Below are 13884 nucleotides of genomic sequence, written 5' to 3'. Positions count from 1 at the left end.
CGGCCTAGACGACCGCTCCGGACGTTCGCAACGCGGTTACTTCGTCCTCGGAAAGGCCCCAGTCGTGCAGCGCGGTGTCCGTGTCGGCCCCGGCGGGGACCGCGGGGCCTTGGATGGCGCCGGGAGTCCGGCTGAAACGCGGCGCGGGCGCGGGCTGCAGCACGCCGTCGACGGGAACAAAACTCGCCCTGGCCGTGGCGTGCTCGTGGTGCAGCGCCTCGTCGAGGTCGAGGACCGGTGTCGTGCACGCTTCCCGCCCGTCGAACCGGCTCTCCCACTCGCTCCGCGGGCGAGTGCGGAAGACGTCGGCGATCTTCGCGTGCAGCGACGGCCATTCGGGACGGTTCCATTGGAGTGCGGCGAGTTCCGGTGGCAGCCCGAGGACGTCGAGCAGTTCGCTGAAGAACTTCGCTTCGATCGCGGCGACGGCCATCCAGCCGCCGTCCACGGTCTCGTAGACGGTGTAGAACGGCGCGCCGCCGTCGAGGGTGTTGCCGCCTCGTTCGAGGCTGAGCATCCCGGCTTGGCGTTGTCCGTAGAAGACGCCGCCGAGCAGGGCGATGCCGTCGAGCATCGACGCGTCGACGACCTGGCCGGGGCCGCCGTTCCGGGCTTCCCACAAGGCTGCCACCAGCCCCATGGCGAGCATCAGGCCGCCACCGGCGTAGTCGCCTAGCAGATTGAGCGGAACCGCCGGAGCCCCGCCCGCAGGGCCTATCGCCGCGAGCAGGCCGGACGTCGCGAGGTAGTTGAGGTCGTGTCCGGCCGTCTGGCTCAGCGGACCGTCCTGGCCCCAGCCCGTCGCCCTTCCGTAAACCAGGCCGGGGTTGCGTGCGAAGCAGTCTTCGGGCCCCACGCCGAGCCGTTCGGCGACTCCCGGCCGGTTGCCTTCGATGAGGACGTCGGCCTGTTCGACCAGTCGCAGTACCACTTCGGCGCCACGCGGGTGTTTCAGGTCGACCGCGATCGAGCGCCGTCCCCGGTCATTCACGAAAGCGGGCTGTCTGCCGTTGGCGGCACCGAGGTCGGTGCGCATGGTGCCGACGGCGCTCGGCCGGTCCACCCGCAGCACTTCGGCCCCGAGGTCGCTGAGCAGCATGCCGCACCATGGCCCTGGCCCGATCCCGGCGAGTTCGACGACTTTCAGTCCCGCCAGTGGTCCGGCGTTCATGCGGCACCGACGAGGATCTGCTTGAGTTCGGTGAAACCGAGAATCCCTTCCGGCCCGGACTCGCGGCCCCAGCCCGACGCCCCGATCCCGCCGAAGGGTGCGCTCATCGCCGGGCCGAACGAGTTGACCGCCACCGCGCCGGCGCGGATCCGGCCCGCCACCTCGATCCCCGCCTCGACATCGGCGGTGTAGACGGCGCCCGACAATCCGAAGTCGGTGGCGTTGGCCAGCCGGACGGCGTCGTCGACGTCGCGGTACACCTGCACCGCGGTCACCGGCCCGAACACCTCACGGCGAATCAATTCGGCGTCCTCGGCGACGTCGGTGAAGAGCGTCGGCCGGTGAAACCAGCCGTTCTCCAGACCCGCCGGTCGTTCTCCGCCGGTGACCAGCCGTGCGCCGTCATCGCGTGCCCGTGCGACGAAGCCTTCGGTGCGACGCAGGGCGGCCTCGTTGATCAAGGGGCCGATGTGCGTCGCAGGGTCCAGTGGATCGCCGATGACCAGTCGTTCCCAGGCTGTCTTCAACCGGTCGACGACCTCGTCGTGCCGCCGTTCGGAGACCAGGATTCGCGACAGCAGCGCGCACACCTGGCCCGCACCGTTGGTGGCGCCGGGAACCAACGCCCGCAACGCCTTGTCCAGCGGTGCGTCGTCCAGGATCACGGCCGGCGATTTTCCGCCGAGTTCCAGTTGAGTGCGCGCGTACCGGCCGTGCGTCGCCGCGAGGACGTCCTGCGCCGCCGCATGGCCGCCGGTCAGCGAGACCAGGTCCACCCGGGACTCCCGGGTCAGTGCCTGCCCGACGGCGACCGGTCCCGACACGAAGTTCACCACCCCGGCAGGGAAGCCGGCCTGCCGGGCGCAGTCCGCTACCAACGCCATCGTCAGCGAGGATTCCGGCGCCGCCTTGACGACCACAGGGCATCCGGCGAGCAACGCCGGGACGACCTTCGACGCCACCGTCACGACCGGACCGTTGTAGGGGAGCATCGCCGCCACCACGCCGACAGGCTCCCGGCGCAGCAGGACGTCACCGAGTTCCGAGGACCGGCGCTGCTCACGCAGCATCTCCTCGGCGCCGTCGAGCGCCGACCGCCACGCGGCGACGGTGCCGAACCGGTGCAGTGCCCTGCCGTGCCGCACCGGCATTCCTGCCTCGACGGCCCACACCACATCCAGATCGGCCGCGCGTCGGTCCACCGACTCCAGCCAGCGGGCGCACAGCGCAACCCGATCGGCCAGGGGAGTGGCGGCCCACGCGTCGCGGGCGGAGACGGCGGCATCCACCGCGGCGGTCGCGTCCGTTTCGGACGCCTGCCGAGCCGTTCCGACCGGTTTCGCGTCCGCGGGGGACACGATGGTGTGCAGGTCTCCTGTCGCCGGACGCCACACGCCACCGACGAAGACGTCGTCGGTGTGCGGTACTCGTACGCCTGCCGCTTCCACGATTCTCCCGGTCGCTAGATTCCCTACGAACGAATAGATAATATATTGTGCACTTAGTTCGGGCAAGTGAGGAGGTCGTGGTGGTCGAGACGCGGGCGATGCGGAAACGCGCCGAGCGGATCAGACTTATCGAGCACACCGCCGCCCGGCTCTTCGCCGAGCGCGGCTACGAGGCGACGAACTTCGAAGACATCGGCGCGGCTTTGGACCTGCGCGGTCCCAGCCTGTACCACTACTTCTCATCGAAGGAAGAGCTGTTCCTCAGGTGCATGGAGCACGCGGCCGCTGAGGTGTTCCCCCGGCTCGCCGGGATCGCGGAGTCGGCGCACCCGCCACGGGAGAGGCTGCGGCTGATGTTCCGCGAGGAAGCCGCGATCACTCTTCGCGAGTACCCCGAGTTCATCCCGCTGTTCCTCAAAGTGCGGGTCCCGGTCGCGGCCCTGGAGGCCCGGCGCGACGAACTCCGTCGCGAGCAGACCCTGATCTTCCGCGGCGTGGTGGACGAGCTGGCAACGGACCGGCGGAAGGCCGATGAACTGCACCGGACCCTGAACCTGGCGCTGGGCGGACTCGCCCTCATCGGCGAATGGTTCGACCCGGCGGACCGGCTCGGCGTGGACGACTTCGCCGAGTCGGTGTCGCACACCCTTGTCAGGCTCTTCGAGTACTGAAGGCGAACCCCGGGTTTGTGTGCGGCGACCAAGCGCGCCTCGGTCTTTGTCGCCTTGAAACGAACGCCTCCGGGATCTTTGGTCGATCGAGCTGTGACCTCGACCTCACTCCCGGACCTACGTTCGGTCGGCAATCACCGCCGTGTGGCCCGAGGAGTCGAATCATGGGATTCAAGACCGGGGACTTCCCGCCTGTTGACCCCGCCAGGTTGTTCGAGATGCCCTATCTCGAACGGATCAAAGTGTTGTCCCGGCACTGGGTCGAGTACGGCTTCGGAACGCCGAAGATGACCCACGTCATCTACCTCGCGAAGCTTCTCGTGGTCTACGTCGTCGGTGGCCTGCTGATCGCCGCACTCACTTCGGGGCTCAACCCCCTGGAGTTCTCGTCCTGGTGGACCGAGCCGATCTTCTACCAGAAGCTCATCCTGTGGACGGTGTTCCTCGAGGCCCTCGGCGCCGGTGGTTCCTGGGGGCCGCTGGCCGGCCACTTCAAGCCGTTCACCTGCGGTTGGCGCACCTACCTGAAGGTCGACACGATCCGGCAGGCGCCGTGGAAGCGCGTCCCCCTGACCGGTGGCGACCGCCGCACGGGCGTCGACGTACTGCTTTACATCGCGGTCATCGCCGTCCTGCTCGCCGGGCTCCTGCTTCCCGGCACAGCGGACGCGGACCTCACACGGCTCGGCTTCGACGCGGGCCGGGTGATGCCTGCCGTCGCGGCCGCGCTCGCCGTGCTCATGGTGACGTTGGGATTGCGCGACAAGGTCTTCTTCCTGCAGGCCCGTGGCGAGCAGTACCTGCCCGCGATCATCTTCTTCGCGGCCTTCCCGATCGTGGACATGATCGTCGCGCTCAAGGTGCTGATCGTGGCCGTGTGGTTCGGCGCCGGTTTCTCCAAGTTCGGCAAGCATTTCTCGATGGTGGTCCCGCCGATGGTCAGCAACACGCCGTGGCTCCCGTCCAAGGCGGTCAAGCGTATGCACTACAAGGACTTTCCGCGTGATCTGCGCCCGTCGTACCGAGGTTCGCTGCTCGCGCACGTCGGCGGCACTTTCGTCGAAATCGTGACGCCGCTGGTCTTGTTGTTCACCGTCAACGCCACCGTGGCGCTGCTCGCCGCCGGGGTGATGGTGTGCTTCCACCTGTTCATCACCTCGACGTTCCCGCTCGCGGTGCCGCTCGAATGGAACATTCTGTTCGCCTTCGCCGCGGTCTTCCTCTTTCTCGGCCACCCGAACTGGGCAGGCTACGGCCTCGGCGACATGAACCCGGCCCTGCTCGCGCTGACCGTGGTGGGCGTTCTGTTCTTCCCGGTCCTGGGCAATCTCCGTCCCGATCTGGTGTCGTTCCTGCCTTCGATGCGGCAGTACGCCGGCAACTGGGCCTCGGCGATGTGGGCGTTCGCTCCCGGCGCCGAAGATCGTCTCGACCAGCACCTGGTGAAGCCCTCCGAGATGACCGTCAAGCAGCTCTCCGCCCTCTACGGTCCCGAAGCGGCCGAAGTCGTGATGCACCAGCTGCTGGGCTGGCGGGCCATGCACAGCCAGGGCCGCGCGCTCAACTCGATCATGATCAACCAGCTCGGCGCCGACATCGACCACTACACCTTGCGGGAAGCGGAGTTCAGCACGAACTGCATCATCGGGTTCAACTTCGGTGACGGCCACATGCACGACGCACGGTTCATCGAGTCCCTGCAGCGCCGCTGCGGTTTCCGGCCGGGGGAGTTCGTGGTGGTGTGGATCGAGTCGCAGCCGGTGCACCGGAACCACCTCCGCTACCAGGTGATCGATGCCGCTCTGGGAGTCGTCGAGCGCGGCGTCTACCGTGCCGAGGACGCCGTCGCCGAGCAGCCCTGGCTGCCGAACGGGCCCATCGCGGTCGACGTGCAATGGCGCATGCGGGGTTACGAGCGCGTGCGGTACCCGAAGGCGGCGGCCGATCGCGAGGAGGTGCAGCGATGACCACGGCAGTCGTCGTCGGCAGCGGGCCCAACGGCCTCGCCGCCGCGGTCACACTGGCCAAGGCCGGTCTGCAGGTGACGGTCATCGAGGCCGCGCACGTCGTCGGGGGAGGCACCCGCAGCAGCGAGCTCACCCTGCCGGGATTGATCCACGACGAGTGCTCGGGTTTCCATCCGCTCGCGGTCGATACGCCGTTCTCTCGCGAGGCCGACCTGCACAGCCACGGTCTGCGCTGGCTGTGGCCGGAGGTGCAGTACTCCCACCCGCTCGACGGCGGTCGTGGGGCGGCGGCGCTCCGGTCGGTCGGCGACACCGCGCTCGGGCTGGGTGACGACGCTCGCCGCTGGCGGCAGGTGTTCGGGCCGCTCACGGAGAACTTCGATCGGATCACCGAGGACTTCCTCCGCCCGATGCTGCACGTGCCCGCTCATCCGCTGGTACTCGCGCGGTTCGGGCTCCTGTCGAGCCTGCCCGCATCGGTGCTCGCGTCCCGCTGGTCCACGCCGGAGGCACGCGCTCTCTACGCCGGGGTCGCCGCCCACGCGATGCGGCCGTTGTCCTCGCCGATGTCCTCCGCGATCGGGGTCGCCCTCGGGACCGCCGCCCACGCCTACGGGTGGCCGGTCGCCGAGGGCGGGTCCGCGGCGATCAGCGCCGCGATGGTCGCCGCCCTGGAGAGCCATGGTGGCAAGGTCCTCACCGGCACGACAGTGCGGACCCTTGCCGAACTCGGCGAGCCGGACGTGGTGATGCTCGACGTCGCGCCGTCGGCGGCGGTGTCGATCGTGGGCGATCGCCTGCCTGGCCGGGTCCGGCGCGCACTGAGCCGCTACCGGCACGGCCCCGGCGTTTTCAAGGTCGAGTTCGCCGTGGACGGCGAAGTGCCCTGGAGACACGAGGACTCCCGCAGGGCCGGGACCGTCCACATCGGAGGGTCTGTCGAGGAGATCGCCGCCGCGGAGCGGGAGGTCGCCCGGGGCGGTATGCCCGAGCGGCCCTTCGTGCTGGTGGGCCAGCAGTACCTCGCCGATCCCAGCAGGTCGAAAGACGGCAAGAACCCGCTCTACGCCTACGCGCACGTGCCCGCCGGGTACACGGGCGACGCGACCGCGGCGATCGAGCGGCAGATCGAGCGGTTCGCCCCGGGGTTCAAGGATCGCGTCCTCGCCCGCCATGTCCGCTCCGCCGTCCAGATGGAGGAACACAACCCGAACTACATTGGCGGCGACGTCGTGACCGGGGCGAATTCCCCGCTGCAGCTGGTGTTCCGTCCACGGGTCACGCTCAATCCGTACGCGGTCGGCGTGCCCGGCGTCTACCTGTGCTCGGCGGCGACGCCGCCGGGCGCGGGTGCGCACGGGATGTGCGGGTACAACGCGGCCAAGGCGGCTCTCGCCGGGCTCAGCTGAGCTGGGTGGACGGCTTGTGAGTGGCGATTCGGGTTGGCGGTCCCTTCTCTTAAGAAGAGGCAGCCCGCCGGCAGGCAGGCTGGACGATGTGCAGGGGCTATCGTTCGCGGTCGGTCGCGTTGTCGTGGAGGTGGACCAGTGGATGTAATCAGTGCCTTCATTGCGCGATACGTGAAGGAGTTTGATTTTTACGACCAGGCTGCCCGTTTGGTTAAAGAGCGACTCGAAAGTAGTCTGCAGAGATCGGGGGTCCGTTGCATGGTGACATCTCGCGCGAAAGACCCGTCGCGCTTGGAGGAGAAATGTCGCATTCGGTCCAGCGACCGAAAATACGCGAGCGCGGACGACATTTTCGACGACATCGCGGATCTGGCTGGTGTTCGTGTTGCACTGTACTTCCCTGCAGAAAAAAACCAAGTTGATAGTGCAGTCAGGAACCTATTTCACCTTGTTGAAGAACGTCGAGATTTCCCTAGGCGTGATGTCACTTTGTCCGGCAAGCGATTCTCTGGCTACTCAGCTTCGCATTATCGGGTGAGATTAAACGAGAATTTGCTGACTGGCTCACAGAAGCGATACGCCTTGGCGAGAGTGGAAATACAAGTGGCGTCGGTGCTCATGCATGCATGGTCCGAAGTCGAGCACGACCTCGTCTACAAGCCATTTGAGGGCGAACTGTCTGAAGATGAGTATGCGATACTTGATCAGCTGAACGGTATGGTACTTGCGGGTGAATTGGCTTTAGAGACCCTTCAACGCGCTGGTGAGCGCAGGGTGGCTGAGGTGGGGCGCAAATTCTTGAATCACTATGAACTTACTGTCCACCTTCTCGATCAAGTTAATTCATTGGTGGATAAGCCGGTTGGCGAAGCTGGGCTTGGGCGAATTGACCTCCTGTTTATACTGCTCTCCCGGCTTGGGATCGACACGCCGGCCAATTTGGCCTCCTATCTCGCGGCATTACATGGGAATCTCGAAGAGCGTCCACTTGCGGATCAGGTTATTGACGCCGTACTGGAGAGGGATGAGTCTCGTTTTAAAACCTACCAGCACATTCAAGAGGAGGATGCACTGCGTGCAATTGGATCTGAGCACAACGATGACGCATTCATGTGGGCAGGACTATTTATGGCTCGCTGGGCTGAGCTTGAAGGCCTTCTGTTCTCGCTTCTTGATGACGACCAGCAGCGGCTAACAGGGGTACCTGCCTTTCGGTTGCTGCAGTTGATGGAAGGTCGTGGTATCCTTGATCCTTCCACTGTGCGAGAAATTGACCTACTTCGGCAAATGAGGAACAGGGTAGCGCATCGCATAGGATCAGATTCTCCTTCAAAGGCAACATTGCAGGAGGCTGTGGGGCGCATCGAGTCAATCATTGCTGAAATCGGGACACCTTCGCCTGATGACGCGTAAACTTGTGTGATGCTTTTATCCAGAGGTCCTGCAGGCTACGAACCCTCCGTAGCGGCACGCCTCATAGCCATAAGTGTTCTCGCGCTCACGTGCACCCCTCGACCAACAGTGTTGATCTGTCTTCAATCGTAACGCCAGGTCTGGCTTGGTGCCTTCGGCGCGACTCGAACTCGCACTGGACGGATTCGAGTCCGTCAAGGTGCCCTCACGGCCCAGCCTCACCTGCCGTAGGTACCTAAACACTTTTGGCTCTAACCCGAATCGCCACTCACGACCCACTCGACCAGGCACGTCGCCTTCGCCCTTGTCCGTGGTCAGTTCTTCAGGAGCAAGGTTCGGCCCAACCAGTGGCAGGCGGTGACGGCGAGCTCGATCGCCTGACGGTCGTCCCGGATCGCCCGTCCGAGTACCTTCTCGGCGCCGGCGATCCGGTACTTCACCGAGTTCTTGTGCATGAGCATCGCCTCCGCCGTGGCGGTGTAGCTGCTGTCGTGGCGGAAGAAGATCAGCAACGTCTCGCGCAGGCGTTCATACTGTTCGTCGCAGCGGGCGAGATCGCCCAGCATCTCGTGTACCCACCGTCGTGTCACGTCGAGATCGAGCGCGAAGAGCGCGGCCACGTTGAGGCCGGGCTCGTGGAACCCGGTCACCGGATGGGTCGGATCGTCGCGGACCATGGCGACCCGCTGTGCCTGAATCGCCTCCAGATGTGTCCGCCGGAAGCCGTCGAGCCCGGAGTGCACCGCGCCGAGCGCGACCTGGGGAAGCGGCGGTCCGGCGGCGTCGTCGAGCAGGGGCCGCACGGTGGCGATGTCGGGCGTGAAGCCGTCGGCGACCGGGATCCAAGCCCACGCGCTGGCCCGGTCCCGCGGGATGACCAGCGGGCTCCGTCCAGAGCCGAGCTTCTCCGCCATCGTCGTCACCGTCCGGGTGAACCGGGACAGCTGATCCTGCTGCGCGCCCGTCTCGTGCACCCACAGGACCACGCCGAGGTGGGGGACCCGCAGCCGGTAGCCGATCACCGCCTCGACCGCGTCGATATCGCTGGTCAAGCCGCTGATCAGGTCCTCGACCCGGCCGACGCGGGCGGTGTTGCGTTCGGTCAGCCAGCGCTCGCGTTCGCTCTCGTAGACGGTGACGATGCGTTGCGAGATCCAGTCGATGTAGTCGAAGGTGACGGTCACGAAGCGCTGGTAGCTGGCCGCCTGCATCAGCGGGTCGGGATGCCGGTCTCGGCACTCGCGGAAGGCGGATTCGAGGAGGTTCTGCTGCGCCAGCCGGTAGGCCCGCACCAGTGCGCTGACCGGGACCCCGCGCTGGGCCAGCCGTCGCGCGTACTCGAAGGCGGCGGACGGCGGTTCGAGGTTCTCGACGCTGATCGAGTGCCGGAGCGCGTGCAGGATGTTTTCGAGGTTTCCCTCGATGCTCGACCCCAGCAGATCCAGGATCGCGGCGTCGCCGGCGAGCTCCTCGATCCGGGTGGACAGCAGGTCGCGCAGACCGGCTGTGAGGGTCGCGGTGTTGTCGTTGAGCGCCGCAGCCACCGTCTCGACCTGCTTGCGAAGCTCCTCGTCCACCACGTGAACAGTCTCCCACCTCCTGTGACGGCCGCCACTGGTCGTCGGGAACGAAGGAGCGGGCCTGGTCTTGTCCATGCGGGCCAGTGCCGGTTCCGCGAGCGGGATTTAGCGTCGTTCCCATGGACATTCCCAGCGAACCGGCACGGATTCCGTTCGTCCGTGAGGTGCTCGATCCGCACGGCCCGTGCATCGCTGACCAGGCAGGCACCCTCGACAACACGGCCTTCGCCGATTCTGTCCGCCGCCTTGCGTATCGGTTCGAGACGATGGGCGTCGCCGCCGGCGACACCGTCGCGGTCATGCTCCCGAACTGCTCGGAGATCGCGACGACGATGTTCGCCGCGTGGTGCCGCGGGGCCGCGCTGACACCGGTCAACCCGGCGCTCACTGACGACGAGGTTCGTTACCAACTGCAGGACTCGACGGCCGCTCTCCTCGTGGGCGACGAGCGCGCCCGCGCACTGGCGGAGGCGACCGGGATCGCGTGGATCGATGCGCGCTCCGTCCACGCGCTCGGCGATGTTCCCGACGTGACTCCGGTCGCGGACCGGTCCGACTTCGCGTTGATCATCTACACCAGCGGTACGACCGGCAAACCCAAGGGCGTGCTCCTCGACCACGCAAACCTCGACGCGATGAGTTCGTCCCTCATCGAGCATTTCGGCCTCACCGCCGCCGACACCAGCCTCCTCGTGCTTCCGCTGTTCCACGTCAACGGACTGGTCGCCAGTGTCCTTTCGGCACTGCGCGCGGGAGGGAACGTGGTCATCGCGCCGCGCTTCTCCCCGGCCGATTTCTGGGACCAGGTCGAAACCCATCGGCCGACCTACTTCTCGGCGGTGCCGACGATGTACGCGCTCCTGGACGCCAAGACCGAACGCGAGGTGGACACGTCTTCGCTGCGGTTCGTCATCTGCGGCGCCGCACCGATGCCCGCCGAGCTCATCACCCGGTTCGAGGACAGGTTCAAGGTCCCGGTCGTGGAGGGATACGGGCTCTCGGAAGGCAGCGTGGCCTCGACCATCAATCCGGTGGACGGGCCCCGCAAGGCCGGAACGGTCGGGATCACCCTGCCCGGTCAGGAAGTCGCCGTCGTTTCCCCCGACGAGGAACGGCTCCCGCCGGGACAGCGCGGCGAAGTTGTCATCCGGGGAGCGAACGTGATGCGCGGTTACCTCGGCCGACCCGAGGAGACCGCGAGAGTGGTACGCGACGGCTGGCTGCACACCGGCGACGTCGGGATCCTTGACGATGAGGGCTACTTGATCCTCGTCGACCGGATCAAGGACATGATCATCCGAGGTGGCGAGAACATCTATCCCAAGGAGATCGAAGAGTGCCTCTACGGCCACCGGGCCGTGCTCGAAGCCGCTGTCGTCGGACGGCCGGACGACGTCTACGGCGAAGTCCCGGTCGCCTTCGTCGCGACCAAACCCGGATTGACCGTGACGGCGGAAGAACTCGCCGAGCACTGCTCCCGCTCGCTCGCACGCTACAAGACGCCCGCCGAGATCCACGTCAGGACCGAACTCCCCAGGAACTCAGTGGGCAAGCTCGTCAAAGGGCTTCTCCGCGAGCAGATGGACCGAAAGAAGGCGCACCCGTGAGCCGCACCCTGGTGATGTCCGGCGGAAGCCGCGGGATCGGCCTGGCCACCGCCTTGGCCTTCGCACGCCGCGGCGGCAACGTGGCGCTCCTCGCCAAGACCGATGTGCCGCAACCGAATCTACCCGGCACCATCCACACCGCCGTCGAGGCGATCCGGCAGGCTGGCGGCCGCGCGGTGGGGGTGGTCGGCGACGTCCGGTCCGAAGAGGACACCGCCAAACTGATAGCGACCGCCGTCGCGGAGTTCGGTGGCGTCGACGTCGTCGTCAACAACGCCAGCGCGATCCACACCGCGGGCACCCTGGAGACCCCGGCGAAGAAGTTCGCGTTGATGCACGAGGTCAACATCCGCGGCACCTGGCTGCTCACCACGGCCGCCTTGCCCCATTTGCGTAAGTCCCGAGGCTCGATCGTCACGCTCTCGCCGCCGTTGAACCTCGCGCCGCGCTGGCTGGGGATCCATCCGGCGTACACGACGTCGAAGTACGGCATGACCTTGCTGACTCTCGGCTGGGCCGCCGAGTTCGCCGCCGACGGGGTGTCGGCGTCCTGCCTGTGGCCGGAGACCCTGATCGACACCTCCGCCGTCCGCAACGTCGTGGGCGGTGCCGACCACGCCCGATCACCCGAGATCATGGCCGACGCCGCCCTCGCCCTGTTTGACCTGCCGCATGAGCGCAAGAACGGTCGCGCGTTCATCGATGCCGACGTCCTGCGCGAGGCTGGCGTCACGGACCTGAGCCGATACGGCGATGCCAACGCGCACAAGGACATCTTCGTCGATTAGACGTGCGTCGGGCCGGCGATCTTGGACGGGACTAGCGTAGAGAGCATGGCCGAGGTTCGTGTTGGTGTGGTGTTCCGTCCGCAATTGCCGCCGGAGGAGCTGAGGGAGACCGTCGTCGCGGCCGATGAGGCCGGTATCGACGAGTTGTGGTTGTGGGAGGACTGTTTCCTCGAAGGTGGTCTCACCAGTGCCGCGGCCGCGCTGGCGTGGAGCGAGCGGCTCACCGTCGGGATCGGCCTGATGCCGGTGCCGCTGCGCAATCCGGCCGTCGCCGCCATGGAGATCGCGACGCTGGCGCGGATGTTCCCCGGCCGGTTCGTCCCGACCGTCGGTCACGGGGTGCTCGACTGGATGGGGCAGGTCGGCGCCCGGGTGTCGTCGCCGATGACGTTGCTGCGCGAGCACGCCGACGCCGTCCGGCGGCTGCTGCACGGCGAGACCGTCAGCGTGACCGGACGTTATGTGAACCTTGACGCCGTGGCTCTGGACTGGCCGCCGGTGCAGGTGCCGCCGCTCATCATCGGCGGGCGGGGTCCGAAGACCGTCGCGCTGGCGGGCGAGGTGGGCGACGGGGTGCTCCTGGACGCCCTGCTGGCCACCCCCGACTACGTCGCTTCCGAGGCCGCCCGCGCCGCCGAGGCCGCGCAGGCCGCGGGCCGACCAGCGCCGCAGGTCATCGTTTTCGCGGAGATCGAGCCGGACATACCCGCCCTTGGCGACCGTGCCCGCGCTCTGATCGACGAGCTGGCCGCCGCGGGCGCCACCTCCGTCATCCTGCAATGCACGTCTCAGCACCCGGACCCGGGCCCGCTCATCGCCGCACTGTCTCGCTGACAACCGCCTACGGCAGCGAAGGAGGGGCGACCGCTTCAGCAGCAGCCCCTCCTTCGCTGTCTGATCAGAGGTTTTCTTCGAAGAAGGTGCCCAGCTTCGCCAGTGCCTGGTCGACGTACTTCGGCTGGTCGTACAGGTCGTAGTGGCTCGCGCCCTGGACGACGAAGATGTCCTTCTTCTCCGAGCGGGCCCGGTCGAACAGTTCGAATCCGTCCCGGTAGGACCCGAAGCCGCCTGGCACGTCGCCGACGATGACCTGCAGCGGCTGCGTCAGCAGCACCTCGGCCAGGTGGAAGGCGTCGAAGCCGACCGCCGCTTCGAGACCGGAGAAGCGCAGCTTGTTGGGTGAGCCGGCGCTCTGGCCCCTGTCGGTGGTGTAGTACTCGACGGCGTTGACGATGTCGATGTCGGTGATTCCGGCCTTTTCCCGCTCCTCGACCGAGGTGGGGATGTAGGTGGTGATGTGCGGCTCCGCGCCCCGCGCTTCGGCCGTGCGCTGCTTGCCGATCGCCTCGAGCGTCGCGACCGCGGCGTTGGCGCTCAGGTCGCCTTCGCGCAGGAGCCGTCCGTAGTTCGCGGCGACGACGGTGCCCAGCGCCTTGATCCGGTGGTCGGTCATCGTGGCGTTCGCGGCGTAACCACCGCCACCGCAGATCCCGACCAGGCCGATGCGGTCCTCGTCGACGTAGTCCTGCGTCACCAGGTAGTCGATCGCGCAGCGGAAGTCTTCGACCCGGGTGGCAGGGTCTTCGAGGTAGCGCGGCTCGCCTCCGCTCGCGCCCTGGTGTGACGCGTCGAACGCCAGGGTCACGTAGCCCAGTTCGGTCAGCCGCTCGGCGTAGATGCTGCCGGACGTCTGCTCCTTGCAGCTGCTGATCGGGTGGGCGCAGATGATCGCCGGGTACTTCTTGGCCGGGTCGAAGCCCTCCGGGAAGCGGACGTCGGCGGCGACGTCCCAGGTGCGGTTCTTGAAGGTCACGGATTCCATGGGATTTC

Annotated in this window: 11 protein-coding genes; 7 read left to right on the top strand and 4 right to left on the bottom strand. The window is 66.9% G+C overall.

All coding sequences use genetic code 11. The features are described 5' to 3' along the window. Positions 1-4 precede the first annotated feature (4 nt). Together AVR91_RS06340 and AVR91_RS06335 are read right to left on the bottom strand one after the other, a co-directional pair. A complete protein-coding gene (locus AVR91_RS06340) occupies positions 5-1171 on the bottom strand; it encodes a CaiB/BaiF CoA transferase family protein (protein WP_063274846.1) in 1167 nt (388 codons plus the stop codon). Next, positions 1168-2619, bottom strand: coding sequence for an aldehyde dehydrogenase family protein (locus AVR91_RS06335; protein ID WP_063274845.1), 1452 nt, complete (start codon positions 2617-2619; stop codon positions 1168-1170). Before AVR91_RS06335 ends, AVR91_RS06340 begins: the two co-directional genes overlap by 4 nt. 80 nt (positions 2620-2699) lie before the next feature. Between AVR91_RS06335 and AVR91_RS06330 the strand changes: the two genes are divergently transcribed. The 4 genes from AVR91_RS06330 (at position 2700) to AVR91_RS06315 (ending at position 8079) form a co-directional block, all read left to right on the top strand. After that, positions 2700-3290 (top strand): TetR/AcrR family transcriptional regulator, encoded by a 591-nt coding sequence (locus AVR91_RS06330; RefSeq protein WP_076857266.1) that lies wholly within the window; start codon positions 2700-2702, stop codon positions 3288-3290. Between the two features lie 164 nt (positions 3291-3454). Then, the gene (locus tag AVR91_RS06325; protein WP_063274843.1) at positions 3455-5257 is read left to right on the top strand and encodes a DUF3556 domain-containing protein; all 1803 of its coding nucleotides are present in this window, start codon (positions 3455-3457) and stop codon (positions 5255-5257) included. Further along, positions 5254-6666 (top strand): phytoene desaturase family protein, encoded by a 1413-nt coding sequence (locus tag AVR91_RS06320; RefSeq protein WP_063274842.1) that lies wholly within the window; start codon positions 5254-5256, stop codon positions 6664-6666. Before AVR91_RS06325 ends, AVR91_RS06320 begins: the two co-directional genes overlap by 4 nt. Positions 6667-6804: 138 nt before the next feature. Further along, complete coding sequence (locus tag AVR91_RS06315) at positions 6805-8079, top strand: GTP pyrophosphokinase (RefSeq protein WP_076857265.1); 1275 nt, start codon at positions 6805-6807, stop codon at positions 8077-8079. 314 nt (positions 8080-8393) lie between these two features. On the opposite strand, the gene AVR91_RS06310 is transcribed toward AVR91_RS06315, so the two are convergent. Then, positions 8394-9656, bottom strand: coding sequence for a PucR family transcriptional regulator (locus tag AVR91_RS06310; RefSeq protein ID WP_158077389.1), 1263 nt, complete (start codon positions 9654-9656; stop codon positions 8394-8396). Between the two features lie 122 nt (positions 9657-9778). Here AVR91_RS06310 and AVR91_RS06305 point away from each other — a divergent pair, with 122 nt between their 5' ends. The 3 genes from AVR91_RS06305 to AVR91_RS06295 are packed head-to-tail and all read left to right on the top strand — an operon-like array spanning position 9779 to position 12888. Next, positions 9779-11266 carry a class I adenylate-forming enzyme family protein gene (locus tag AVR91_RS06305; protein WP_063274840.1) on the top strand — a complete coding sequence of 496 codons (1488 nt, stop codon included), beginning with the start codon at positions 9779-9781 and terminating at the stop codon, positions 11264-11266. Next, entirely contained in the window at positions 11263-12054 is a 792-nt protein-coding gene (locus AVR91_RS06300; RefSeq protein ID WP_228709133.1) for an SDR family oxidoreductase, read from the top strand. Before AVR91_RS06305 ends, AVR91_RS06300 begins: the two co-directional genes overlap by 4 nt. A 45-nt stretch (positions 12055-12099) precedes the next feature. Beyond that, a complete protein-coding gene (locus AVR91_RS06295) occupies positions 12100-12888 on the top strand; it encodes an LLM class flavin-dependent oxidoreductase (protein ID WP_063274839.1) in 789 nt (262 codons plus the stop codon). A 64-nt stretch (positions 12889-12952) separates the two neighbouring features. Here the strand turns inward: AVR91_RS06295 and AVR91_RS06290 are convergent, their stop codons facing one another. Next, positions 12953-13876, bottom strand: coding sequence for an alpha/beta hydrolase (locus AVR91_RS06290; protein WP_063274838.1), 924 nt, complete (start codon positions 13874-13876; stop codon positions 12953-12955). Positions 13877-13884 lie beyond the last annotated feature (8 nt).

Source organism: Amycolatopsis keratiniphila subsp. keratiniphila (genome assembly GCF_001620365.2).
GTDB classification, from domain to species: Bacteria; Actinomycetota; Actinomycetes; order Mycobacteriales; family Pseudonocardiaceae; genus Amycolatopsis; species Amycolatopsis keratiniphila.
This window is presented reverse-complemented; position numbering and strand designations above follow the sequence as displayed.

What these genes read in the sequence shown, in the direction of transcription:
- AVR91_RS06295 (WP_063274839.1), top strand. Translation starts at nt 12,100, where the DNA reads ATGGCCGAGGTTCGTGTTGGTGTGGTGTTCCGTCCGCAATTGCCGCCG.
- AVR91_RS06305 (WP_063274840.1), top strand. Translation starts at nt 9,779, where the DNA reads ATGGACATTCCCAGCGAACCGGCACGGATTCCGTTCGTCCGTGAGGTG.
- AVR91_RS06325 (WP_063274843.1), top strand. Translation starts at nt 3,455, where the DNA reads ATGGGATTCAAGACCGGGGACTTCCCGCCTGTTGACCCCGCCAGGTTG.
- AVR91_RS06320 (WP_063274842.1), top strand. Translation starts at nt 5,254, where the DNA reads ATGACCACGGCAGTCGTCGTCGGCAGCGGGCCCAACGGCCTCGCCGCC.
- AVR91_RS06290 (WP_063274838.1), bottom strand. Translation starts at nt 13,876, where the DNA reads ATGGAATCCGTGACCTTCAAGAACCGCACCTGGGACGTCGCCGCCGAC.
- AVR91_RS06340 (WP_063274846.1), bottom strand. Translation starts at nt 1,171, where the DNA reads ATGAACGCCGGACCACTGGCGGGACTGAAAGTCGTCGAACTCGCCGGG.